The 21,874-nt window shown below is 63.6% G+C and carries 21 protein-coding genes and 1 pseudogene; 11 read left to right on the top strand and 11 right to left on the bottom strand.

Translation table 11 applies throughout. The features are described from left to right. Nucleotides 1-41: 41 nt before the first annotated feature. The gene (locus EDF71_RS02820; RefSeq protein ID WP_133855253.1) at nucleotides 42-893 is read right to left on the bottom strand and encodes a LysR family transcriptional regulator; all 852 of its coding nucleotides are present in this window, start codon (nucleotides 891-893) and stop codon (nucleotides 42-44) included. 109 nt (nucleotides 894-1,002) lie between these two features. Between EDF71_RS02820 and EDF71_RS02815 the strand changes: the two genes are divergently transcribed. Further along, on the top strand, nucleotides 1,003-2,010 hold the full coding sequence (locus tag EDF71_RS02815) for a zinc-dependent alcohol dehydrogenase family protein (protein WP_133855123.1): 1,008 nt from the start codon (nucleotides 1,003-1,005) through the stop codon (nucleotides 2,008-2,010). Between the two features lie 124 nt (nucleotides 2,011-2,134). Here EDF71_RS02815 and EDF71_RS02810 read toward each other — a convergent pair. After that, nucleotides 2,135-2,644 (bottom strand): annotated as a pseudogene (locus EDF71_RS02810) (DUF1993 domain-containing protein). A gap of 241 nt (nucleotides 2,645-2,885) precedes the next feature. Here EDF71_RS02810 and EDF71_RS02805 point away from each other — a divergent pair. Further along, the gene (locus EDF71_RS02805) at nucleotides 2,886-3,371 is read left to right on the top strand and encodes a hypothetical protein (RefSeq protein WP_133855122.1); all 486 of its coding nucleotides are present in this window, start codon (nucleotides 2,886-2,888) and stop codon (nucleotides 3,369-3,371) included. 246 nt (nucleotides 3,372-3,617) lie between these two features. On the opposite strand, the gene EDF71_RS02800 is transcribed toward EDF71_RS02805, so the two are convergent. After that, the gene (locus tag EDF71_RS02800; RefSeq protein WP_133855121.1) at nucleotides 3,618-4,025 is read right to left on the bottom strand and encodes a hypothetical protein; all 408 of its coding nucleotides are present in this window, start codon (nucleotides 4,023-4,025) and stop codon (nucleotides 3,618-3,620) included. A 75-nt stretch (nucleotides 4,026-4,100) separates the two neighbouring features. Between EDF71_RS02800 and EDF71_RS02795 the strand changes: the two genes are divergently transcribed. Next, nucleotides 4,101-4,895, top strand: coding sequence for a class I SAM-dependent methyltransferase (locus EDF71_RS02795; RefSeq protein WP_133855120.1), 795 nt, complete (start codon nucleotides 4,101-4,103; stop codon nucleotides 4,893-4,895). 107 nt (nucleotides 4,896-5,002) lie between these two features. Here EDF71_RS02795 and EDF71_RS02790 read toward each other — a convergent pair whose 3' ends face one another. Next, nucleotides 5,003-6,394 (bottom strand): RtcB family protein, encoded by a 1,392-nt coding sequence (locus EDF71_RS02790; protein WP_133855119.1) that lies wholly within the window; start codon nucleotides 6,392-6,394, stop codon nucleotides 5,003-5,005. A gap of 746 nt (nucleotides 6,395-7,140) precedes the next feature. On the opposite strand from EDF71_RS02790, the gene EDF71_RS24900 reads away from it, so the two are divergent. Then, nucleotides 7,141-7,605 (top strand): hypothetical protein, encoded by a 465-nt coding sequence (locus tag EDF71_RS24900; RefSeq protein ID WP_166656434.1) that lies wholly within the window; start codon nucleotides 7,141-7,143, stop codon nucleotides 7,603-7,605. A 123-nt stretch (nucleotides 7,606-7,728) separates the two neighbouring features. On the opposite strand, the gene EDF71_RS02785 is transcribed toward EDF71_RS24900, so the two are convergent. Continuing rightward, nucleotides 7,729-9,000, bottom strand: a complete 1,272-nt coding sequence (locus EDF71_RS02785; protein ID WP_133855118.1) for a beta-ketoacyl-[acyl-carrier-protein] synthase II — start codon at nucleotides 8,998-9,000, stop codon at nucleotides 7,729-7,731. Nucleotides 9,001-9,106: 106 nt separating this feature from the next. Between EDF71_RS02785 and EDF71_RS02780 the strand changes: the two genes are divergently transcribed. Further along, on the top strand, nucleotides 9,107-9,697 hold the full coding sequence (locus EDF71_RS02780) for a TetR/AcrR family transcriptional regulator (RefSeq protein WP_133855117.1): 591 nt from the start codon (nucleotides 9,107-9,109) through the stop codon (nucleotides 9,695-9,697). Between the two features lie 46 nt (nucleotides 9,698-9,743). Here EDF71_RS02780 and EDF71_RS02775 read toward each other — a convergent pair whose 3' ends face one another. Then, complete coding sequence (locus tag EDF71_RS02775; RefSeq protein ID WP_133855116.1) at nucleotides 9,744-10,646, bottom strand: LysR family transcriptional regulator; 903 nt, start codon at nucleotides 10,644-10,646, stop codon at nucleotides 9,744-9,746. Between the two features lie 126 nt (nucleotides 10,647-10,772). On the opposite strand from EDF71_RS02775, the gene EDF71_RS02770 reads away from it, so the two are divergent. After that, on the top strand, nucleotides 10,773-11,621 hold the full coding sequence (locus EDF71_RS02770; RefSeq protein WP_133855115.1) for a nitroreductase family protein: 849 nt from the start codon (nucleotides 10,773-10,775) through the stop codon (nucleotides 11,619-11,621). 18 nt (nucleotides 11,622-11,639) lie between these two features. On the opposite strand, the gene EDF71_RS02765 is transcribed toward EDF71_RS02770, so the two are convergent. Beyond that, a complete protein-coding gene (locus tag EDF71_RS02765) occupies nucleotides 11,640-11,882 on the bottom strand; it encodes a hypothetical protein (RefSeq protein WP_133855114.1) in 243 nt (80 codons plus the stop codon). Between the two features lie 149 nt (nucleotides 11,883-12,031). Between EDF71_RS02765 and EDF71_RS02760 the strand changes: the two genes are divergently transcribed. Beyond that, nucleotides 12,032-13,006: a LysR family transcriptional regulator gene (locus tag EDF71_RS02760; protein WP_133855113.1), complete on the top strand. Its 975-nt coding sequence runs from the start codon at nucleotides 12,032-12,034 to the stop codon at nucleotides 13,004-13,006. A 33-nt stretch (nucleotides 13,007-13,039) separates the two neighbouring features. On the opposite strand, the gene EDF71_RS02755 is transcribed toward EDF71_RS02760, so the two are convergent. After that, a complete protein-coding gene (locus EDF71_RS02755) occupies nucleotides 13,040-13,480 on the bottom strand; it encodes an acetyltransferase (RefSeq protein WP_133855112.1) in 441 nt (146 codons plus the stop codon). A 153-nt stretch (nucleotides 13,481-13,633) separates the two neighbouring features. Between EDF71_RS02755 and EDF71_RS02750 the strand changes: the two genes are divergently transcribed. The 3 genes from EDF71_RS02750 to EDF71_RS02740 all read left to right on the top strand — a co-directional run bounded on the left by EDF71_RS02750 (nucleotide 13,634) and on the right by EDF71_RS02740 (nucleotide 17,943). Beyond that, on the top strand, nucleotides 13,634-15,031 hold the full coding sequence (locus EDF71_RS02750) for a PLP-dependent aminotransferase family protein (protein WP_133855111.1): 1,398 nt from the start codon (nucleotides 13,634-13,636) through the stop codon (nucleotides 15,029-15,031). Between the two features lie 136 nt (nucleotides 15,032-15,167). Beyond that, nucleotides 15,168-16,028, top strand: a complete 861-nt coding sequence (locus EDF71_RS02745; RefSeq protein ID WP_133855110.1) for a DMT family transporter — start codon at nucleotides 15,168-15,170, stop codon at nucleotides 16,026-16,028. Between the two features lie 172 nt (nucleotides 16,029-16,200). Then, entirely contained in the window at nucleotides 16,201-17,943 is a 1,743-nt protein-coding gene (locus EDF71_RS02740) for a dipeptidase (protein ID WP_133855109.1), read from the top strand. Nucleotides 17,944-18,021: 78 nt separating this feature from the next. On the opposite strand, the gene EDF71_RS02735 is transcribed toward EDF71_RS02740, so the two are convergent. From EDF71_RS02735 to EDF71_RS02725, 3 genes are all read right to left on the bottom strand, one after another. Further along, entirely contained in the window at nucleotides 18,022-18,660 is a 639-nt protein-coding gene (locus tag EDF71_RS02735; RefSeq protein WP_133855108.1) for a 2-dehydro-3-deoxy-6-phosphogalactonate aldolase, read from the bottom strand. Beyond that, nucleotides 18,657-19,655, bottom strand: coding sequence for a 2-dehydro-3-deoxygalactonokinase (locus tag EDF71_RS02730; protein ID WP_133855107.1), 999 nt, complete (start codon nucleotides 19,653-19,655; stop codon nucleotides 18,657-18,659). The genes EDF71_RS02735 and EDF71_RS02730 overlap by 4 nt, the downstream gene beginning before the upstream one ends. Before the next feature lie 118 nt (nucleotides 19,656-19,773). Next, complete coding sequence (locus tag EDF71_RS02725) at nucleotides 19,774-20,160, bottom strand: RidA family protein (protein WP_133855106.1); 387 nt, start codon at nucleotides 20,158-20,160, stop codon at nucleotides 19,774-19,776. A gap of 131 nt (nucleotides 20,161-20,291) precedes the next feature. Here EDF71_RS02725 and EDF71_RS02720 point away from each other — a divergent pair, with 131 nt between their 5' ends. Continuing rightward, nucleotides 20,292-21,866, top strand: coding sequence for an ABC transporter substrate-binding protein (locus tag EDF71_RS02720; protein ID WP_243854144.1), 1,575 nt, complete (start codon nucleotides 20,292-20,294; stop codon nucleotides 21,864-21,866). Nucleotides 21,867-21,874 lie beyond the last annotated feature (8 nt).

The raw sequence follows: 21,874 nt of genomic DNA, 5'->3' as shown, positions 1-21,874 counted from the left end.
CGCCACTGTTAGCCTGTGCATCGCACAGGCCGGTTTGTGTATCAACTGCCCAGGCGCGCCACCACGAGATCGAGCAGCGCACGCAGACGCGCCTGCCTGCGCAGATCACGGTGGTAGCCCACCCAGGTATCGCGCCCTGGTGGCATCTCCCCGAGATCGAGCAGTCGTACGCCCGCCAGCGCATCGCCCAGCGGGCGGGGGAGCACGGCGATGCCGGCCCCCAACGCGCACATCCGTGCCTGCACATCGCGGTTGTTGCTGCGGGACACGATCTGTGCGTTTGGCAGCATCTTCTTCAGCCACAGGGCATCGGGCATACCGCCGAAGGCGGTGTCCATGGTGATCAAAGAAGTGCCGGAGCCATCGCCGGCCTGCGGTGCCTCATGCGCGGCGTGCAGGTAGACGCCGTAGTCCATGTGCATGAGCTTGCGTGAGACGACCTCGGGCTCGTCAAAGGGCTGAATGCGAAACACCATGTCGGCCTCGCGCCGGGGCAGGCTGAAGTGGGTGGCGCTGGTCAGCAACTCGACAATGACGCGCGGCTGCAGCTGCGCAAATTCAGCCAGCACCGGGGCCAGAACATGCGCACCAAACCAGTCGGAGGACGAGAGCCGGAGCATGCCTTCGAGAAGGCCGTCGCGCCCGGAGAGTTTGCGCTCCAGCCCATGCACCTCTTCTTCCATGCGCTCGGCATGCGCGAGCACGGCCATGCCTTCGTCGGTCAGCACAAAGCCCTCTCGGGTGCGCTGGAACAGCGTCTGCCCCAGCGCCTGCTCCAGGGCCTGGAGCCGCCGGCCCATGGTGGGCTGGCTCTGGCCGCTGCTGCGTGCCGCAGCACCCAGCGTGCCGGTGCGGGCGATTGCGAGGAACACGCGCAGGTCGCTCCATTCCATCTGCATGTTGGGACCTTCAAAAATGAATGAATAGACGTCAGTATTGTCTATTTTCAAACGTTTGAGTAGGTTCAACAATGGCGTATCTCTTATCCCAAAGGAAGCTGGTATGACCCCCTCTCTCTCCATGACCGCCGCGATGCTCGATACCCACGGCAGCGCCTTTCGCATGGCCTCCATTGCACGTCCGCAGCCCGGCGCTGGGCAGGTGCTGGTGCGCATCCACGCCAGCGCCGTCAACCCACTCGACACCAAGATCCATGCGGGTGAGGCGCCCCATGCGCGCCACCCGCTGCCCGCCGTGCTGGGTATTGACCTGGCCGGCACCGTGGCGGCCGTGGGCGCGGGGGTGACGGACTTTGCGGTGGGCGAGCGCGTGTTTGGCATGGCGGGTGGTGTCGCCGGCTTGCAGGGCTCACTGGCGGAGTACACGGCGGTCGACGCCGCCTTGCTTGCGCCCATTCCTGAGCAGCTGTCGATGCGCGAGGCCGCTGCACTGCCGCTGATCTTCATCACCGCTTGGGAAGGCTTGGTGGACCGTGCCCGTGTGCGGGCCGGACAGAAGGTGCTGGTGCATGGCGGCGCTGGTGGCGTGGGGCATATTGCCATCCAGATTGCCCGGGCCCGGGGCGCGGACGTCTTCGCGACGGGCAACGCTGAGCAGCGTGCCTTTATTGAAAGCCTGGGCGCCACTGCCATCGACTACCGCGCGCAGACCGTGGACGCTTATGTGGCACAGCACACAGCGGGACGGGGTTTCGATATCGTCTATGACACGGTGGGCGGCGCGACGCTGGACGCGTCCTTCCAGGCCGTGTGCCGCTTTGGCCATGTGGTGAGCTGCCTGGGCTGGGGCACCCATGCGCTGGCGCCGCTGTCTTTTCGCGCTGCTACCTATTCAGGCGTGTTCACCTTGCTGCCCATGCTCACTGGCGAAGGCGGCGAACACCATGGCGAGATCCTGCGCGAGGCCGCAGGCATGGCACGCGCAGGCCAGCTCGCTGTCCAGCTGGACCCTAGGCACTTTGTTGTCGACTCGGTGTGCGAGGCCTATCGGGTGCTCAAGGCCGGTACGGCACAGGGCAAGCTGGTAGTGGATATGCTGCGGGGCGCTTGAACGGTACGGGCCAGATCCTGCGCCCTCTGCCCTGCGCTTTGAAAGCCTGGCGCCGGTATAACGGCTACCAGCGAGCGGTCAGCTCGCTGGAGTCGCGCCGCCATGGAGGCGCTGATCGCTGGTCTTAATAGGTGCCCATATAGTCGCGCTTGCCAACCTCGACACCGTTGTGGCGCAGGATGGCATAGGCAGTAGTCACATGGAAGAAGAACTGCGGCAGACCATAGTGCAGCAGATAGGCACTGGCGGTCAGCTTCTTTTCCTTGGGCGTGCCGGGGCGCAATACGATGTCGCGGCTTTCGCTCAGATCAAACTGCGCGGCTGGGAAGGATTCGAGTTGGGCCAGCGCCTAGGCGATCAAGGCTTGCAGGTCGGCGAAGCTGGTCTCCGTGTCGGGCCAGGATGGCACTTCGGCACCGGCCAGGCGGGAGGCGATGCCCTTGGAGAAGTCCGAGGCGATCTGCACCTGGCGGACGAGCGGAAACATGTCGGGAAACAGCCGTGCCTGCAGCAGCGCATTGGGATCGATATTGCGTTGCGTCGCATGGTCTTCGGCCTTCTTCAGCACCTCTGACAGGGCACGCAACATCTGCTGCATGACGGGAATGGAGGCGGTGTACAGCGGGCTGGTCATAGCGGGTTCACTTTTTAGAAATGGCACGGTGGCCGAGGTGGGGCTGGCAGAGATTCTGCCTGGCATGGAAGGCTACCAGCAAACGAATCCAACAGCGCGCATGGTGCCGTTTTGGGCTTGCTGGTTGCCAGTTGCATCCATGAAAATGCCGACGAATATCTATGATCTATGACCAGGTGGAGGACAGCTGCATGAACCAGGCCCAGACTGCCCTGTCAATGCCGCTGATCCCATTCAGTCAATGCTGCGCAACCCCTGGCCTGCGCCAGATGGAGAACCGATGAAAAAATTCTTGCCGCTCTGCACCCTGGCGTTGCCATTCGCTCTCGCCGGCCAGGCCATCGCCGGTGCCAATACCGCGCAACTGAATTGCAGCGGCAGCCATGCCGGCCAGACGATAAGCCTGGTGGGCGCTATTCCAGCCTCCATCGTGGATGTCGATCTGCAACTCTCCTACGGTGCGCACACCCTGGGCTTGGCGTCGCCGCAGGCGGAGGCCACTGAGCGCACCGATTTTCGCCGTGGCATCTTCAAGTTGGATGTGGCCCTCTCTGGTGCCGACCGGTTGCAGCTTCAGGCCCAGCCCAAGAGCATCAAGTACAAGGGCAGCATGGGCGGCGGCAAACTCAAGGCCAGCTTTGTGGCCATCCTCCAAGAGGCTCCAGAGCCTTTTAAAGCCGCGCTGAAAGGGGCTGAGTTGCGGTGCAGCTATGCCTATGAAATTTAAGAAACTGACCCAGTTGTTGGCACAAGTCCAAACGGGAAAGATTGCAGCCGCGTCGTCTACAGCGCCTCGCATATGAGTTAAGGCGGAGGAGGAAGCAGGGTTCAACCGCTGCGGTTGTAGCGCGGCGCGAAGCAGTAAACGAAGAGATTCGCTGGTGCTCGCCGTGATGCATCATGGAGCGGAGCATCAGGCGCGGCTCAGGTGCTTATTGGTCCCTTGCGTATCTAAAATTGCCAACTACGCTCGTTATAGGCGCTCCACCAATTCGTTGTATATCTTGCGGAATTGGTTGAGTCCATTCTCACTGGGGGCCAGCCATAAATCTTGTCCATTCCAGAAGAAACCGACCCAGTTGCATTCCAGGCAAACCAGAACTTCGACCTTTTGAGCGTCCTCGCCGAAGGAAAATGCAAACCCAGGAAAGAAGCATCTTCCTCCCATGCCTCTATCACCATAATTCGACAGGTTGGCAAATGCCGCAGCTACCTCCAAAGCTGTTGTGCTCTTAAGTTCGCTACTGGCCTCTACCTTGGCACCCTTGAGGTAGCCTTGTCCTTCTAGTAGATCTTTTGGGGTGGCGCCGTACTCAAGAGGCATACCCGAGAGTCGATGAACCCATGCGGGTGAGCGAGCCATATTTGGAGGTGATTTCATGTAAGCCTCAGAGCGATTTTTTATCCTGCCAGTATGCCCCGACTGGTTGTTAACGCCAGGCACCACAAGGACCCCATGACAGACCCCATCGACCTACTCACCCATAACCAAGCCGCCTGGAACCGCCAGGCCGCGCAAGGCTGCGCCTGGTCGGCCCCGGTCAGCGCTGAAGAGATTGCAACTGCCCGCGCGGGCGACTGGAGCGCCGCCCGCCTCACGCCCGGGCCCTTGCCCACCGGATGGTTGGATCAGGTGCGCGGTCGGCGCATTCTGTGCCTGGCGGCGGGAGGCGGGCAGCAGGCCCCCATCCTGGCGGCAGCGGGCGCCGATGTGACCGTGTTCGATTTCTCCGAAGGGCAGCTGGACCAGGACCGCAAGGTCGCCGCCAGAGAGGGCCTGGACCTGCGCTGTGTGCAGGGCGATATGCGTGATCTTTCCGTCTTTGCCGATGCCAGCTTTGACGTCATCCTCCACCCCATCTCCAATCTCTATATCCCCGATGTGCGCCCGGTCTGGCGCGAATGCGCGCGCGTGCTGGCGCCGCAAGGCGAGATGCTGTCGAGCTTTTGGAACCCGGTGGTCTTTGTGGCCGACCGCGACCCGGCCTTGACGGCCCAGGGGCTCGTGCGCCCCAACCGCCGGCTGCCTTATTCCGATATCGCGCACTTGTCCGCTGAAGACCTGGCCGCCAAACGCGAACGCGGCGAGGCCCTGGTGTTTGGCCACACGCTGGCAGACCAGATTGGCGGCCAGCTGGATGCGGGCTTGGTGCTCACCGGCTTCCATGAGGACTGGCAGCCCCATCCGCGCTTTGTGGTGGAGAACGTGATGCCGACGTTTATGGCGACCCGGGCGTTGAAGATTGCCTGAGAGCCTTGAATCTGGGTTGAGACATGCCATTGAGCGTGCAGGTTAGCGCATTGGCTTGCCGCCAGTGAAAGCCGCTGGCCATCAAGACCAACGGCTTTCTGTCGCCATCAAGCCTTGAACGTCAGCCAAGGCTTCAAGCGAACGCTGGCGCGGATCAAACCTGCCTGCTCCTGGGCCTGCAAAACGGGTCCCACAGGTTTGTAGGCGCTGGGTGCTTCCTCGATGAGCCGCTCCTCACGCAAGGTGATGCATTGCCAGACCGTGTCGACCAGGGGGTGCTTCATGCGGCGGGTATCCTGGCGGCGCACCTGGCGACCAGCGCCGTGGCTGCAGGAGCGCAGCCAGTCTTCGTGGCCCAGGCCCTTGACCAGGTAAGAGTGGTCGCCCATCGATCCAGGGATCAAGGCCCACTGGCCGTCATGCGCGGGCGTGGAGCCTTTGCGGTGCACATTGAATTCGCCTTCTTGCAGAACCACGTTGTGTGGCACATCCACAATCACCGCCGATGCATCTGGCGCTGCGATACCGGCCAATTGCTGGCGCACGATCTCGCCCAGGGCCATGCGGTTGAACCAGGCGTAGCGGGCGGCCACGCCCATGGCCTTCATGTACTCGGCAGCCAGATGGCCGCTCAAGCCATAGAGCCCATGGCTGGGGTGTTTGAGGCCTTGGGGCCATGCTTGCTTGGCCAGATCCATCCAGCGGCGGCCCACATAGAAGCCGACATCGCGCGAGCCGGTGTGGATCATCACGGTGATATCGCCCTTTTTAAGGCCTGCTTCGTAAGCCGCATGCCGGTCGAAGATCTCGTCGACGACATTGAACTCCAGAAAATGGTTGCCTCCGCCCAGCTCCGCAGCAGAGGGCGGACGCACGATTTCGCGGCTTTGCATCAAGGCCTCGGGCCCATAGCGTGCATCGCCCTGGAAGCTATCGAGCCCCACGCAGGCTGCCAGCTCGCGCTGAAGTTGATCGCGATCGGCCGCGCGCCACAGGCCCAGCTCGGGCAACTGCTCCAGAAAGCTGGCCGGGCTATCGTCAAACAGCGCCTTGAAGCCGGCACTGCGCACCGGCACATCGCGGCAATTCTCCAGGATGGCCCGCTTGAGCTTGGCAATGATGCTGCTCTTGTGCGCCTCGGCCTGGGCCAGGTTGAGTCCCGTGCGCATGATCCGGATGCCGCAGTTGATGTCAGTGCCTATCGCGGCGGGTATGACAAAGTCCCGTGATGTAGCGACCACCGCGCCTACCGGCGCAATGCTGCCCGGGTGGAAGTCGGGCGTTGCACAGGCCTTGCAGACAGCGCCGTGGCCCTGCGGATCGGCCACGGAGGCAAACTCAAGCAGCTGGTTCACTGCCTTTTGCTCCAGAGGCAAAGTGGCGGGCAGCAGGATTGATGCCGCTGCATGCGCGTTGTGGATTTTGTAGATACCGTCTCGGAACGAGACATGGATGCCCTGGCGAGACAGGGCTTTTTGGAGTCGGGGAAAGTTCGACATGATGCTGAAAACAGGTACGCAAACAAACACCCTCCGTGTGACGGAGGGTCTACGCACCTTCAGGCAGCAGCACCAAGAAGGATGAGGTGGCCGAGTATAGGCCACCTGGGTTTCCCTGCGAAGGCCCATTTGTTGGGCGAGGCATTTGCGCAACGCGGTGGGTAGGGTTGCGCGTCATGCGCAGTTACGAAATCGTTCACCTCAGCCATGCATCCCATGCTGCTGTGTAAGCGGTCCAGTCCATCCAACGGGCATCACGAGCAGCTCGGTAGCTCGATCGCTTCAACACCTGTTGAATATGGCAAAGGCGGTACAGCACAATGGGCGAATTCGGATTGGCCCCGGCTGTTGAAACTATGGCTCTAGAGGAATTGGTATGCATGGCGTTGATGGGAAGCTCCGAGTGGAGACCAAGAACGCAGTGGTTAACACTGCCCGAGACCTTGTCGATCGCAGGATTCCATTTATCGAGGGGATGCGTCTGTTGGCTGCGCTGAGATTCAGTGATTCACGCCTTGAAAACGATCCTGACTTTATGCTTTTCGTTGCGATAGCGAGCGAAACGGATCATCATCCTTCACCAGAAGTTCGTAGGCATTGCTCCCCAGCTTGGCTAGAGAAGTGCGACAGCGAGGCATTGGCGTTGCAAGAGGAGCATCTGAGACTGACGCGCTTGGCATGTGACCGGCTCATTGAACGGTTTTCATAAGTGCTGCACCGTATTGGCAGAAAGGATCGCGCTACCGATGGCAGTTTGGCAATTCGACCTCCTATTCATCCCTCGCGATGGCCCCTTGCCTGTCAGGGCGCAAGAGCGCTTTGACGCGTCAACATTCCCAAGTCACGAAGCGTCTGTTGCACAGGTTTGGTTATTGGATCGTCTCGGTGAGCCGGATGAAATGATGGACGGCTGGTTTGTTTACGGAAGCACAGAGGGAAATAGAGTCGACGTGGTTCTAGATGAGGCGTTAGAAGGGGAGATCAGTGCTCGTATTGATGCGAGGTCCCGAGACACCGAGTTCGTCCATCGGATTTGCGATCTCTGCAAGTTTCTGGAGGCAAAACTTTTCTCCGTTGAACTTTGGAGGTTGGTGGAAGCCAGTCCTTCGGCCATTGAATCGGCATTCAGGTGTTCCCGCGCTGCAGCATATATACAAGATCCCGAGCGCTTTCTTTGTGATGCGGTGCGTCCAGGATTGACGCCACCTTGAGCGCATAGGGGCATCCAATATGCCTGGCAGCGCTCTCAAGAGTGAGCAAATTTGCGCAGATCCTTGCAATGGTTCTTGAGGCTGAATCTCTCAGGTATCAGGTGGCGCCTGACTCACATCGCCTCAAATTCCAAACCGCTTCAACACCAACGAAGCATTCACCCCCCCAAACCCAAACCCATTGAGCATCGCATGCTCGATCGCATGCGACCGCGCACTGCCGCGAATCAGATCCAGCCCCTCAGCCAAGGGGTCCGGGTTGTCCAGATTGAGAACGGGCGGCGCGATCTGGTCGCACAAGGCCAAGACGGTAAAGATGGCAGCAGCCCCGCCGGCGGCGCCCAGCATATGGCCCAGGGCCGATTTGGTGGCGGTGATGGATGGGCCCGTGCCGGCGCCAAACACCTGGCGGATGGCAGCCAGCTCGCCGCGATCGCCGACCGGGGTGGAGGTGGCATGGGCATTGAGGTGCTGGATATCGCCCGCCTGCAGCTGCGCCTGGCGCAAGGCGGCGCGCATGGAGCGGGCGGCGCCTGATCCATCTTCGGGACCGGAGGTGACATGGTAGGCATCGGCCGAGGTGCCATAACCGAGGACTTCGGCCAGCGGTGTGGCGCCGCGCGCCAGTGCATGGTCCAAAGCCTCCAGCACCAGAAGGCCTGCGCCTTCGGCCATCACAAAGCCTTCGCGCGCCATGTCAAAAGGCCGGGATACCTGGCCGGGATGGTCCTCGCCGCCGGTAGCGACGGCCTTGGCGGCGGCAAAGCTGCCCAAGGCCACGCGGTCGATCGTGGCCTCGCTGCCACCGCACAGTGCCATGTCCGCCTCGTTGTTGCGAATCAAGCGTGCCGCATCGCCAATCGCCTGGATGCTGGCGGCGCAGGCGGTGACTGGCGCGCCCAGTGGGCCCTTGAGCTGGTGGCGGATGGAGACCTGCCCGGCGGCCAGATTGGCCAGAAAGGCCGGCACGGTGAAGGGCGAGAGGCGCTGCGGCCCTTTGCCATCGGTGGTGCGTACCGCGTCGGTGATGGTGCTGAAGCCGCCCACGCCGGAGCCGATGACGGTGGCTGCACGCTCCAACTGCTCGGCGCTGGCTTGGCCCCACTGCGCATGCGCCAGCGCCTGGTCTGCGGCGCCCAGCGCAAAGGCAATAAAGCGGTCCATGCGGCGCAGCTCTTTGGCGGCGATGATGGCCTCGGCGCTCCAGCCGGCTTGCGGGTCTTCTTGCAAACTGGGTACGCGGCCAGCGACGGTGACGCCGGTGCCTTCACCGACCTCGGCAGCCAGCGCGCGCACGCCCGACTGGCCCGCCAGCAAGCGCTGCCAGGCCAGCTCTACATTGCAACCCAGGGGTGACACCAGGCCCAGCCCGGTGATGACGACACGACGATCCATATGGCAGCTTTCGCGGTTGGGCGCCATCGTGGTACAACGAGCGCCCAGCCTTATTGATGATGTCCGTCATCATAAATGAGTTTTGATGATGGGTATCATCTAACGCATGAAAGTCAGCAAAGCACAAGCAGCCGAAAACCGCGAAGGCATCGTGGATGCCGCTGCGCGCCTCTACCGAGAAAAGGGCCTGGAGGGCGTGGGCGTGGCCGAGATCACGCGCGATGCGGGCCTGACGCATGGCGGGCTCTACCGCCACTTTGCGTCCAAGGATGCCCTCGCCAGAGAGGCCTGCCTGCGCGCCTTTGACTGGACCATCACGCCACTGGAAGGCCTGGATGCCGCAGCTGCTGACGATGCACCTGCCGCCCGGCTGCGCGCCTTGGTGCATGGCTATCTGTCGGCCAACCACCGCGACCACCCGGGCGAAGGCTGCCCCGCCGCCGCCTTGGCCACCGATGCGGCCCGCGCAGGCCCGGAGATGTCCGAAGTCTTTGCGCAAGGGGTGGAGCGCAATATCCAGCGCTTTATGGAAGTCGTGCAGGGCGATGGTGCCAGCAAGCGCGCCCAGACCATCGTGACGCTCAGCAGCATGGTGGGGGCCCTGGCGCTGGCCCGTGCCACGGCGGCGGGCAACCCGGCGCTGTCTGAGGAAATCCTGGCTACTTTGCGGGCGCAGCTGGCGCCGCCTGCGGACTGAGCTGGGCGTTTGACCTGGATCGGAAACGCAGGCTAGATCCTCATGGCTATCGATTCATTTCCCGCTTCAAATACCGCCCCAGCCATTCCACAAAGCCCTTGGCACGCGCATTCATCCGCTTGGCGGAGGGATACATCAGCGATATGGGCAAGGTATGGCCGTTCCAGTCGGGCAGCACCTCGACCAAGGCGCCTGACTGCAGCATCGGTTCCACCACCAGGCGGTGGGTCTGGCCAATGCCCAGGCCAGCGGCCAGCATGGCGATCTGGCCCGCGCTGTCGTTGGAGTACAGCGCAAAGCAACTGAGCTGGTGGTGGCTGCCTTTGTTGCGCAGGCTCAGCGGCCAGACCTCGCTGGTGGCGGCACCAAAGTAGCCGACCAAGGGGTGGTGCTGCCGCAGTTCCTCAGGCGTTTGCGGTGTGCCGTGGCGCTGCAGGTAGCCAGGGCTTGCGCAGGTCACATAGCGGTCCTTGTAGATGGTTTTGCCGACCATCGAGCTGTCGGGCAGCTCTCCAGCGCGGATCACGCAATCCACCCCTTCTTCAACCAGGTTCACCGGCCGGTCGCTGATGCCGATGGCCAGTTGCACCTCGGGAAACTCGGCCCGAAAGTACTGCAGCGCGGGGATGAGCACATGGTGGGCGAAGGAGGAGTAGACATCAATGCGCAGGCGACCGGTGGCCGCTGTGCCCATGCCGCGCAAGGCCTCATCGGCCTCGTCCAGTGAGGCGGTCACGCGGGCCATGCGGCGGTAGTATTCGGCGCCTTCGACGGTGAGCGTGACCGACCGGGTCGTGCGCTGCAGCAGGCGGCTGCCCAAGTGGGCTTCCAGATCCAGCAAGGCCTTGCTGACGGTGGAGCGGGGCAGGCCCAGATGCGTTGAGGCCTGGGTGAAGGAGCCAGTCTCCACAATGCGCTGGAAGACGCGGATGCTCAGAAGGTGGTCCATGGCTTGGATGTTGAGGGTGGGCGGGGTGTAGGTATTGTCCATCCATGTGGATAAAGATGGCGAACTTGCGCGCAAATGCTGCTGGTCTGGCGATCTACGCTTGGGTCTTTAGCCAAGGACATTGCCATGCACCATCCATCGACCCCGCAAGACGCGCTGCTTGAGCTGCGCTATGGCGCGCAGACCAAACCGAGCCCACTGCTCTGGAACGCCCAGATCGAGGCGCTGCTGCAGCACCGATCCGTGCGCGACTACCTGCCCGACCCTCTGCCGCCTGGCGCCTTGGAAAGCATGGTGGCGGCAGCGCAGTCGGCATCGACCTCATCCAATCTGCACCAGTGGAGTGTGGTGGCGGTGAGTGATCCGCAGCTCAAGGCCCAGGTGGCCGATCTGGCATCGGGCAAGGACAAGCAAGCCAATGGCTTTATCAAGCAGGCACCGTTGGTGCTGCTGTGGGTGGCCGACCTCTCACGCAACCACCGCATCAGCTGCGAAGCGGGCGCGAGCACGCTCGTCCATGACTACCTGGATGCCTTTGTGATGGCCACGGTGGATGCGGCGCTGGCGGCACAGAACGCCGTGGTCGCGGCCGAATCCATGGGCCTGGGCGTTGTCTACATTGGCGCCGTGCGCAACCAGGCCCAGGCGCTGGCCGAACTCATCCAACTGCCGCAGCGCAGCTTTGTCTGCTTTGGACTGGTGGTGGGGCGCCCCGCCCAGCGGCCGGACAAGCCAGAGACCGTGCGCCCCCGCCCACCGCAGCAGGTGGTGCTGCACCACAACCGCTACGACCATGCGCAGTCGATGCGAGGGCTGGAGGCATACGAAGCGGAGTTTCACAAGTTCCGTGAGGGCATTGGCATGGGCCAATGGACCTGGAAGGATTCCGTGGTCTATTCGAACCAGTTTGAATACATGGATGGGCGAGAGAACCTGCGCCAGGCGGTGGTCGCGCGCGGGTTCAAGCTGCTCTAAGCGCTGCGTTGGATTCGCTTATTCCGGCGCCCCAAAGGCCCCTTCGCGCGACAGCCCATAGCCGGCGATGAAGAACTCGTAGCGCAGCCCCGTCGCCACATCCGTCGCAGTCTCGATGCCGATGGTCTCCAGCGCACCTTCCAGGATCTGCGCCTGCTTCAAGGGCTTGGCATCGATCTGCTGGGCGACGATATAGCTCCCATCCGCTGCCCGAAAAACCACATCGCCCTTGGGCGTCACTGCCTCAATCACATTCTGCATAGCTGGCTCCAAATCCATCGTGGCCGGGCCCCTTGGCCCGCTGCCTTGGATGTCACTGTACGCATGCGGCAGTCGCTGCGGTAGAGGGCGCCGGCTTGCAGAACTCGTAATCTGGATTTACGAACGGGTTTGGAGATACATTCACATTCATGACGAATCTGCGCGCTATCGACATCTTTGTCAAAGCCCTGGAAGGGGGCTCCATCGCCTCGGCTGCACGCCAGCTGGGTATCTCTCCGGCGGCGGCCAGCCAGAACATTGCGCGGCTGGAGCGCGAGTTGGGCACGCGGCTGATCACGCGCACCACGCGCTCCATGGCCTTGACCGAAGCGGGCGAGCGCTACCTGGCCCGGGTGGCGCCGGTGCTGGATGAACTGGCGCGCGCGCAGGCCGATGTGTCGCTGGTGCATGGCGTTGTGCAAGGGCGGCTGCGCGTGGCCTGCATGGCCGCCTTTGGGCGCCATGTGCTGGCGCCCTTGCTGCCGGCCTTCCAGGCGCGCCACCCGCAGCTGGAGCTGGAGTTGCTGGTGACCGACCGCGATGTCGATGTGCTCAAGGAGGATGTGGACGTCAGCATCCGCTACCGCGATGTGCTGGAGCCCGGCATGTCGGTGCGGCCACTCGCGGCCATGCCGCGCTTTCTGTATGCCTCGCCCGCGTATCTGGAAAAGCATGGCCGCCCGCAGGTGGCCGAGGATCTGCTGCAGCATGCCTGCTTGCTGTACCGCCGAGAGCGGGACGGGCGCTTTATGCGTTGGCCCTTTGTGCGCGATGGCCGCCGGGTAGATCCTGGCCTGCGCATTGCCGCCATTGGCACCGATATCGATGCGCTGGTGGAGTTGGCGGTTGCCGGTGGCGGCATCGTCTGGGCCGGCAGCTTTATCACGCAGCGCCATGTGCAGGAGGGGCGGCTGGTGCCGCTGGTGCTGCAGCCCACACGCAAGGGCCGCAAAGCCGCACCGGGCCCGCTGCAGCTCGAAGATGTGACGCTGGACTTTTTTGCCTGCTTCCGCGACCGGCAGTATGTGCCGGCCAAGGTGCGCAGCTTTGTGGACTATTTGCTGGAGGTGCTGCCGGGGCATCCGGCGTTGGCGCAGGCGGCAGCCAGCGAAGCGGGGCGGTAACGATGCGCGCTGGGCTGGGGCTTGCCTGCCTTATCAAGCACCGCCGTACTTCAAATGGATCAGCGGATAAGGTCGCCCCTGCCCATCGACCGCCGAACGCCCGGTGCGCCGAAAGCCCATCTTTTCGTAAAAGCCCACCGCCTGCGCATTCTGCTCGTTGACATCGGTGCTCATCTCCGCATGCAGTGACAGCCCATGGCGCACCAGCGCGGCGCCCAGGCCTTGGCCTCGGGCGGCGGGGTGTACGAACAGGGCTTCCATGTGGCCGTTGTCGATGAGCATGAAGGCAAGCGGCTGGTCCTGCGCATCAACGGCCAGCCAGAGCGGCGCCTGGGGCAGGAAGCTGCTGACCAGCGCATCGAGTGCCGCGCGGTCCTCTGGTTGCAGAAAGTGGTGGGTGGCGTCTACAGCCTGGCGCCATATCTCGACGGCGCGTGGGCCATCTTCGGGGCGGGAGGGGCGGATAGTGATCATCGTGGAATTATGCACAGGCCTGCTGTGCTGGGGCCCTGAGGCGTGCACGGCGCAGCCGCGCATGGGCATTGCTCGGCCCATGGCTGGCATCGGCATCCAATAACAATTAAGCTCCACCGTTATGGCGTTTTTAGCAGAACAGTGGAGCGGACGATGGCGCGCAACGGGACCCTTATCCAGCAGGTGATGGCACATGTGCGTGCCGGTATGGCCTCGCGCAGCTACTTGCCGGGCACGCGGCTGCCATCGGTGCGGCAGCAGGCGGGGCTGCTGGGCATGTCGGTATCGACGGTGGTGGAGGCCTATGAGCGGCTGGCGGCCGAGGGCCTGGTCGTTGCGCGGCCGGGGGCGGGTTTTTATGTCAACGGGCCGGTGGCGCCGCTGGCGCTGCTGGAGCTGGGGCCCAAGCTGGACCGGGTGGTTGATCCGCTCTGGGTGTCGCGCCAATCGTTGGAGAGTGCGCAGACCACCTTGCGGCCGGGCTGCGGCTGGCTGCCGCCGGACTGGATGTTTGAAGAGGGCATTCGGCGCGCGCTGCGTGCGCAGGCGAGGGGGCCGCTGGCGGAGCTGACCGAATATGCCACGCCGCTGGGCAGCCCGGGGCTGCGCCAGCTGCTGGCCAGGCGCATGGCGGCCACGGGCATTGAGGTGTCGCCCGAGCAGGTGATGCTGACCGAGTCGGGCACGCAGGCCATCGACCTGGTGTGCCGCTTCCTGCTCAAGCCTGGCGACAAGGTGCTGGTCGATGACCCCTGCTATTTCAACTTCCATGCGCTGCTCAAGGCGCACCAGGTACAGGCGGTGGGCGTGCCCTACACCCCGCAGGGCCCTGATGTGCAGCTGTTCGACAAGGCCCTGCAAGAGCACCAGCCCCGGCTCTACATCACCAATGCCGGCATCCACAACCCCACGGGTGCCGCGCTGTCGCCGCTGGTTGCGCACCGGCTGCTCAAGCTGGTGGAAAGCTCGGACCTGGTGATTGTGGAAGACGATATCTTTGCCGACTTCGAGAACCAGCATGCGCCCCGGCTGGCCGCGTTTGATGGGCTGGCGCGGGTGATCCAGATCGGCAGCTTCTCCAAGACCATCTCGGCCTCGGTGCGCTGTGGCTACCTGGCGGCGCGGCCCGAATGGATTGAGGGCCTGGTCGATCTGAAGCTGGCCACCACCTTTGGTGCCGGGCGGCTGGCGCAGGACATCATCCTGAAAACCCTGACCGACAGCGGCTACCGCAAGCACATGGACCTGGTGCGCCAGCGCCTGGCCGAGAACATGGAGAAGGTGGCGCAGCGGCTGCGCAAGCTGCGGGTAGAGCCCGCCTTGGTGCCGCAGGCCGGCATGTTTCTGTGGTGCCGCCTGCCGCAAGGCGCCGATGCGGCAGCGGTGGCAAAGGCTTGCCTGCAGGAAGGGGTGGTGCTGGCGCCTGGCAATTCCTTCAGCCAGTCGCAGTCGGCGGGGGATTATGTGCGATTCAATGTGTCGCAGTGCGCAGATGAGCGGGTGTTTGCGGTGCTGGCCCGGGCCTTGAACCAAGCCACGGCGGGCCGCTGACTGCTGCCTTTTTGCGCAGTCCTCCATCCACTGTATTGCTTTTCATTGATAACAGTTTCTTTGAACTGTACTGCACTGTGTCTGGTGCGCAATGCAGGCCCCATGGTGTACTCCTGGCTCGATCAAGGAGTCTTGCATGGAGAAAAGTACGGGCGGCTGGGTCAATGGCCTGGTCGGGGTGGCGATTTTTGCCGGGTCGCTGCCGGCCACGCGGGTGGCGGTGGCGGATTTGAACCCCAGTTTTTTGACCTGTGCCCGCGCCGTGGTGGCGGCGCTGTTGGGTGGTGCCTTCTTGCTGGCCCAGCGTGCGCGCAGGCCTGCGGCAGCCGATGTGCCATCGCTCGCGATTGCGGCCCTGGGCGTGGTGGTGGGTTTTCCGCTGCTGACCGCCTTGGCGCTGCAGCGCATGACTTCCGCCTATTCCATCGTCTTTATCGGCTTGCTGCCGCTGTCCACCGCCATTTTTGCGGTACTGCGCGGCGGTGAGCGGCCCGGTAGGCTGTTCTGGGTCTTCTCGCTGGCGGGAGCTGCCGTGGTGGCGGGCTATGCCGCTCTGGGCGGCGGACAAGGCACGCTGAGCGGCGATCTGCTGATGCTGGCCGCCGTGCTGGTCTGCGGCATGGGCTATGCCGAGGGCGCCCGCCTGTCGCGCACGCTGGGCGGCTGGCAGGTCATCAGCTGGGCCTTGATTTTGTCGCTGCCGCTGATGCTGCCCTTGGCGCTGTGGCTGGCCCCTGCCAGCTTGGCGCATGTGCGCAGCGCCACCTGGCTCAGCTTTGTCTATGTGGCTGTCTTCAGCCAGCTGATCGGCTTTGTGTTCTGGTACCGGGGCCTGGCGCAAGGCGGCATTGCGGCGGTCGGCCAGCTGCAGCTGCTGCAGCCCTTTATGGGTTTGGCGCTGGCCGCCGTGCTGCTGCATGAGCAAGTCAGCTGGTCGATGCTGGTCGTGACCCTGGTGGCCGTGGTCTGCGTGGCGGGGGCCAAGAAATACGCCTGATCCAGGCGCCGCACAGCTCCTGAAGGTGGGTGCGCCAGTATGGCTGTCTGCATCCGATACCAAGCGGGCATGTTCGGCATGTTCTGCGTGGTGCTGGCGGCGTTTTCTGGCGTGGGGCGGGGCGGAAAACGGCTATTCTTTCGGTTTTCCAAAATAAGAGACGAGGTTTGCTATGAAGACCGTATTCCGCCACACCGCCATCGCCTTGGGCATTGCCTTGGCAGCGGCCGGCGCCCAGGCCCAGCTGCTGCAAAAGCCGGCGCTGGATGCGATCGCCGCCGAAGCAGTGAAGACGCCGGCGACCTTTGCACAGTTTCTGCAGAACGCCGCCAAGCAGGATGCGCGCCTGGCCCCTGCGGTGCAGCGCTACACGCAAGGCGCGCTGCTGCAAGGCGATGACCTGGCCAATGTGGCCCGCCTGCTGGGCCTCTACACCCGCCTGACGCAAGAGCACCAGGTGCTCAGCAGCATCAACCAGATGGTGGCGCTGCCCACGGTGCGCGACGCCAAGGTGCCGCCACATGAGAGCCCGGCCATCATCGACTTTGGCCGCATGGTGGAAAAGATGGCCCAGGACTTTGGCCTGCAGTACCGCAATGTGGACAACCGCATTTTTGAAGTGACTCTGCCGGGCAAGGGCACGGAAGAGTTCGGCATCCTGACCCATGCGGATGTGGTGCCGGTGGTGCCGGCCGAATGGGTGGTGGATGGCCAGCAGCTCGACCCCTTCAAGGTCACCCGCGTGGGCGACAAGCTCTACGGACGCGGCACCATCGACGACAAGGGCTCGATCGCCACAGTGCTGTACGCGATGAAGGCGGTCAAGCAGTCGCAGCTGCCTTTGCAGCGCGGCATCCGCCTGATGATCGAAACCACCGAAGAGACCGGTGGCGATGCGATGAAGTACTACCGCGACAAGACCAAGCTGCCCGACTACAACATCGTGCTCGACAGCAAGTACCCGGCGGTGGTGGCCGAAAAAGGCACTGGCGCCATCAAGGCCAGCTTTGCCGATGTGAAGACCGACCCGCAACAACCGGCCATCACCGCGATGGCGGGTGCCGCATCGGCCAATGCGATTGCCCAGACGGCCACGGCAACCATCGAGGCTGGCAATGCCGCCGCGCTGGCCGCCGTAGCTCAAAAGCTGCAGACCGCCAAGGATGGCTTTGTGGCCAGCAACCAGCAGTTTGGCAAGTTCAGCGTGGACCTGGTGAGCAGTGCCAACAAGATCGATATCAAGGTGACCGGCACCTCTGCCCACGGCTCGCGCCCTGAAGAAGGCGTGAACCCCGTGCCGCGCCTGGCCTTGCTGCTGCAATCGGCGCTGATGCCCGCCCAGGGCCAGCCCCTGGTGCAGCAGAACCAGTACAGCGAAGCGGTGCGCTACATCAATGGTGTGTTTGGCATGGACTACTTTGGCAAGGGCCTGAACGTTGCCTACGCGGACGACTTCATGGGCCCACTGACCATCTCGCCCAACCTGATCAAGCCCGGCAATGGCCAGTTGGAAGTGACCGCCAATGCCCGCATGCCGCGCGGCAAGTCGCCGGAGCAGCTGAAGGCCGAAGTGGAAAAGGGCATTGCCAACTGGAGCACTGCCACCAAGGTGCCCGTCAAGATCGACTACAGCCAAGGCAACTGGATGGCCCGCGATCCCAAGGGCGCCTGGCTCTCGACCCTGCTGAACATCTTTGGCGACACCACCGGCCTGGATGCCAAGCCCGTGCCCACCGCCGGCAGCACCACCGCCAAGCTGATGCCCAATGCCATCAACTTTGGCCCTGCGATGCCCGGCAAGAAGTACACCGCACACAACGCGCTGGAGTACAAGGAAGTGCCGGATCTGCAAGCCGATATGCAGATGTTTACCGAGATGCTGGTTCGCATCGGCAACCTGCAGCAGATGCAATAAGCACGAGGCTTCGCCCAAGCAAAAGGCCTGCTCCCGTTACGGGGCGCAGGCCTTTTTTACGGGCTAGATATCAGCGGATCAGCCGGCCTTTGAAGCGCGAAAGTTTTCTGCAAACGCCAGCGCATCCACACGCACCTGTGCGGCCGTCTTGCCGGGCTTGAACAGTGCCGAGCCAATGCCAAAACCGGCCGCGCCCGCTTGCAGCCAGGGGGCCATATTGTCCGGCGCAATGCCGCCCACGGGGTAGATATTGCTGCCCTTGGGCAGCACGGCCAACATGGCCTTGACGACGGCGGGCGATGCCAGCTCGGCCGGGAAGATCTTGAGGCCATGCGCGCCATGCTCCAGCGCCATGAAGGCCTCGGTCGGGGTGAAGACGCCAGGCAGGCTGATCAGGCCAAGTTTGACGGCCTCGTCGATCACGGCCGGGTTGCAGTTGGGCGAGATGATGAGCTGGCCGCCGGCGGCATGCACATCGCGCACCTGCTGGGGCGTCAGCACCGTACCGGCGCCCACCAGCACATGGGGGTAGGCCTCGCGCATCGCGGCAATGCTCTCCAGCGGCTCGGGGGAGTTCAGCGGCACTTCCCACAGGCCAAACCCGGCCGATTGCAAGGCGGCACCCACGGGCACGGCCTCGCTGGGGGTGAGGCCGCGCAGGATGGCGATCAGCGGCAGCTTGGCCTGCAGGGCCTGGAATTGTTGGATCAGGTTCATGGCTGGGGTGGCAGTGACTGCGGTGTGGATGAGGTCGTCTGGGTCAGGTGGTCGTAAATCGCTTGGTGGCCGGCCCAGGTGGCTTCATCGCCAAAGGCGACCGCTTCGCAGCCCACATGGCGCAGTGCCAGGCTGTAGCGCTGCACCAGGGTGCTGGAGCCGATGACGGCGACGCGGCTGCCCGCAGCCGTCGGCATGGTGCGCAGCTCCTGGCCAATCAGCAGGCCGGAGAGGTAGCTGGCCGACTGGGCGGGGTCGAGTGCGTCAAACAGCGACAGCGCACGCGCGCCAAACAGCAGGTGGCTCAGGCTGTCGGCGCTCTGCGCCCGCTCCAGCCCCTGGATGAAGGCGGCCTCGTCCAGCGGGGCGCTGCTGTCCAGGGTCTTGCCCAGGATGGAGTGCTGGGCCAGCAGCGCAAACAGCTCGCCGGTCATGAAGGTCTTGAAGCCGGTGATGCTGCTGTTCTGTGCCTGCACCCATTTGCTGTGCGTGCCCGGCAGCAGCAGCAGGCCGTCGCGGCTGCCCATCAACGCCAGCGCGCCGATGACCTGGATTTCCTCACCGCGCATCACATCGGGCACGCCATGCACGGCATCGACCTGGCTTTGCGCCAGGCTGCTCATGCCCGGCACGATGGCCGTCGGCACGCCCTGGGGAAGATCGAGCCAGAGCAGCTGCTGGCACAGCGCGGAAAAATCGGCCGGGCAGGGGCAGTAAGGCGCTTCCTGCCAGCCCTGGCGGCTGCCCACCATGCCGGACAGCAGGCACAGATGCGGGTCCTCGGCCAGCCAGTCGCCAAAGTGCTGCGCAAACGCATTGGCAAAGCCGCCGGGTGCCACTTGCAGGATGCCTTGGGGCAGGGCGCGCCGCTCGCTGATCTGGCCCTGCGCATCGATGCGCACGCCCCGCAGCGAGGTGGTGCCCCAGTCGATGGCAATCATGCGGGGGCGTGGGTCGCCCGGCGCGCGGGCAGTAAAGGATGGGGGCTTGGGCATGGGCGGTGAAAAGGGGCCAAAAAAAGCGCAGACAAGGTCTGCGCGGGCCATTGTAGAAGCGCCTGCAGCGGGCAGCTGTCGCGCCTGCTGCGCGCGCGCTCCGCCAGCGCCTATGGTTTTACAGCGGCTTGTAGGCCGTCACGTCGATCTCGACCTTGGCGTCGATCATCAGGCGCGATTCCACGGTCGAGCGGGCTGGGCGGTGGTCGCCAAAGCACTCCATGTAGACGCGGTTGAAGCTGCCGAAATCACGGGGATCGTCCAGCCAAACATTGACCTTGGCAACATCGGCCAGGGTGCAGCCGCCCAAGGCCAAAGCCTCTTCCAGGCGCTTGAACACGGCGCGGGTCTGCGCCTCAATGCCGCCGGGCACGACCTGGCCCTGGTCATCGGTGGGCACGGTGCCCGAGACAAAAACAAAGTCGCCAGCGCGCACGGCGGGCGAGAGCGGACGGGCCAGACGGTCGGATGCGAGAGGGGCTTGGCCTAGGGTAATTACTGTCATGGGGTGGGTCTCCTGTGTGTAAAGATATTACATCAACAACCCATAAATCTGTCAATAAATCGATTTGAAGGCAGTTTTTAGCGGTTGTGGTGTAAAAAAATTTCCTCACCCCTTCGATGAAAGCCTGCCCCATGAACGCCCTTGCCTCGCGTGTCCGCACGTCCCGTCGCCAACTGCTTGCCGCAGCCTTGTTGGCTGCCGGTTGCGTAGGCCTGCCAGCGGGCAGCGCCTGGGCCCAGGCGGCCCACAAGGGCGGTGCCGCCAATCTGGCCATGATTGGCGAGCCCCAGAGTCTGGACCCGATGGTCAGCTCTACCGACCTGGTGGGCACCATCATGCAGCACGTCTACGAGCCGCTCTTCACCTTTGATGCGCAGTGGAACATCCAGCCCATGCTGGCCCAGGCCATGCCGGTCATTTCGGCCGATGGCCTGACCTACACCATCACCCTGCGCAAGGGCGTCAAGTTCCACAACGGCAAGGACATGGTGGCCGATGACGTGGTCGCTTCGCTGCAGCGCTGGATGGACGTGTCGGCACGCGGCAAGGCGGTGGGCCAGGAGATTGCCAGCATGACGGCCAAGAACCCGCAGACGGTGGAGATCAAGCTCAAGGCGGTGTATGCGCCGCTGTTGGCCCACCTGGCGATGCCCAGCGGCATGGCCGGCATCATGCCCAAGGAGGTGGTGGCACCGGTGCTGAAGGATTTCATCGGCACCGGCCCTTACAAGCTCAAGGAGCGCAAGCCCGATCAGTTCACCGTGCTGGCGCGTTTTGACCAGTACGCCGCACGCAGCGAGCCCGCCAGTGGCTACGCCGGCAAGCGCGAGGCCCAGCTCGATGAGCTGCGCTTTGTGCCGGTGCCCAATGCGACGACGCGGGTCGAGGGCGTGCTCTCGGGCCAGTTCCAGTACGCCGATCTGCTGCAGGTTGAATCGGTAGGCCGCCTGGAAAAAGCCGCGCCCAATGTGGTGCCGATCGTCACGCAGAACTTTGGCTTCCCCTATATCGTCTTCAACACCAAGGAAGGTGTGCTGGCCAAGAAGGAACTGCGCCAGGCGGTGCAGACGGCCATGGGCCCGGCCGAGATGCTGCAGGCTGGTTTTGGCGACAAGCGCTTCTTTGCCGCCGAGCCCAACTTCTTTGCCAAGGGCACGCCGTACTACTCGGATGCCGGTGCCAAGCAGTACAACCAGAAGAACCCGCAGCTGGCCAAGGACCAGGCGGCCAAGGCCGGCTACAAGTCCGAGCCGATCCGCATCATGGCCAGCCGTCAGTATGAGTTCCACTACAACATGGCGCTGGTGATGGCCGAGCACCTGAAGCGCGCCGGCTTCAAGACCGAGCTGCAGGTGGTGGACTGGGCCACCCTGGTGCAGCGCCGCAACGATGCCAAGCTCTGGGATGTCTACATGACCCACTCGGGCCTGTTCCCAGAGCCGATGCTGTCGCCACCCCAGATGGGCAGCGGCGCCCCCGGCTGGTGGGAGACCGAGACCAAGAAGGCCGCACTCGCCGCCTTCAATGGCGAGCCCGATGTGGCCAAGCGCGGCCCGCTCTGGGGCAAGGTGCAGGCGCTCGTCTATGACGAGGTGCCCTTTGTCGAGGTGGGCAAGTTCAATGCGCTGTCGGCGCGCTCGTCCAAGCTGCAGGGCTATCAGCCCATGCCCTGGCCTTTCTTCTGGAACACCTCGCTGAGCCAGTAAGCCCTAGC

The organism is Comamonas sp. JUb58 (assembly GCF_004364775.1).
Taxonomy (GTDB): domain Bacteria; phylum Pseudomonadota; class Gammaproteobacteria; order Burkholderiales; family Burkholderiaceae_C; genus Comamonas.
This window is presented reverse-complemented; position numbering and strand designations above follow the sequence as displayed.

Bases quoted from the DNA above. Each gene is read 5' to 3' on its own strand.
- EDF71_RS02780 (WP_133855117.1), top strand. From the start codon at position 9,107: ATGAAAGTCAGCAAAGCACAAGCAGCCGAAAACCGCGAAGGCATCGTG.
- EDF71_RS02755 (WP_133855112.1), bottom strand. From the start codon at position 13,480: ATGATCACTATCCGCCCCTCCCGCCCCGAAGATGGCCCACGCGCCGTC.
- EDF71_RS02770 (WP_133855115.1), top strand. From the start codon at position 10,773: ATGCACCATCCATCGACCCCGCAAGACGCGCTGCTTGAGCTGCGCTAT.
- EDF71_RS02720 (WP_243854144.1), top strand. From the start codon at position 20,292: ATGAACGCCCTTGCCTCGCGTGTCCGCACGTCCCGTCGCCAACTGCTT.
- EDF71_RS02790 (WP_133855119.1), bottom strand. From the start codon at position 6,394: ATGTCGAACTTTCCCCGACTCCAAAAAGCCCTGTCTCGCCAGGGCATC.
- EDF71_RS02725 (WP_133855106.1), bottom strand. From the start codon at position 20,160: ATGACAGTAATTACCCTAGGCCAAGCCCCTCTCGCATCCGACCGTCTG.
- EDF71_RS02815 (WP_133855123.1), top strand. From the start codon at position 1,003: ATGACCCCCTCTCTCTCCATGACCGCCGCGATGCTCGATACCCACGGC.
- EDF71_RS02735 (WP_133855108.1), bottom strand. From the start codon at position 18,660: ATGAACCTGATCCAACAATTCCAGGCCCTGCAGGCCAAGCTGCCGCTG.
- EDF71_RS02775 (WP_133855116.1), bottom strand. From the start codon at position 10,646: ATGGACCACCTTCTGAGCATCCGCGTCTTCCAGCGCATTGTGGAGACT.
- EDF71_RS02805 (WP_133855122.1), top strand. From the start codon at position 2,886: ATGCTGCGCAACCCCTGGCCTGCGCCAGATGGAGAACCGATGAAAAAA.
- EDF71_RS02795 (WP_133855120.1), top strand. From the start codon at position 4,101: ATGACAGACCCCATCGACCTACTCACCCATAACCAAGCCGCCTGGAAC.
- EDF71_RS02740 (WP_133855109.1), top strand. From the start codon at position 16,201: ATGAAGACCGTATTCCGCCACACCGCCATCGCCTTGGGCATTGCCTTG.
- EDF71_RS02765 (WP_133855114.1), bottom strand. From the start codon at position 11,882: ATGCAGAATGTGATTGAGGCAGTGACGCCCAAGGGCGATGTGGTTTTT.
- EDF71_RS24900 (WP_166656434.1), top strand. From the start codon at position 7,141: ATGGCAGTTTGGCAATTCGACCTCCTATTCATCCCTCGCGATGGCCCC.
- EDF71_RS02785 (WP_133855118.1), bottom strand. From the start codon at position 9,000: ATGGATCGTCGTGTCGTCATCACCGGGCTGGGCCTGGTGTCACCCCTG.
- EDF71_RS02730 (WP_133855107.1), bottom strand. From the start codon at position 19,655: ATGCCCAAGCCCCCATCCTTTACTGCCCGCGCGCCGGGCGACCCACGC.
- EDF71_RS02760 (WP_133855113.1), top strand. From the start codon at position 12,032: ATGACGAATCTGCGCGCTATCGACATCTTTGTCAAAGCCCTGGAAGGG.
- EDF71_RS02745 (WP_133855110.1), top strand. From the start codon at position 15,168: ATGGAGAAAAGTACGGGCGGCTGGGTCAATGGCCTGGTCGGGGTGGCG.
- EDF71_RS02800 (WP_133855121.1), bottom strand. From the start codon at position 4,025: ATGAAATCACCTCCAAATATGGCTCGCTCACCCGCATGGGTTCATCGA.
- EDF71_RS02820 (WP_133855253.1), bottom strand. From the start codon at position 893: ATGGAATGGAGCGACCTGCGCGTGTTCCTCGCAATCGCCCGCACCGGC.
- EDF71_RS02750 (WP_133855111.1), top strand. From the start codon at position 13,634: ATGGCGCGCAACGGGACCCTTATCCAGCAGGTGATGGCACATGTGCGT.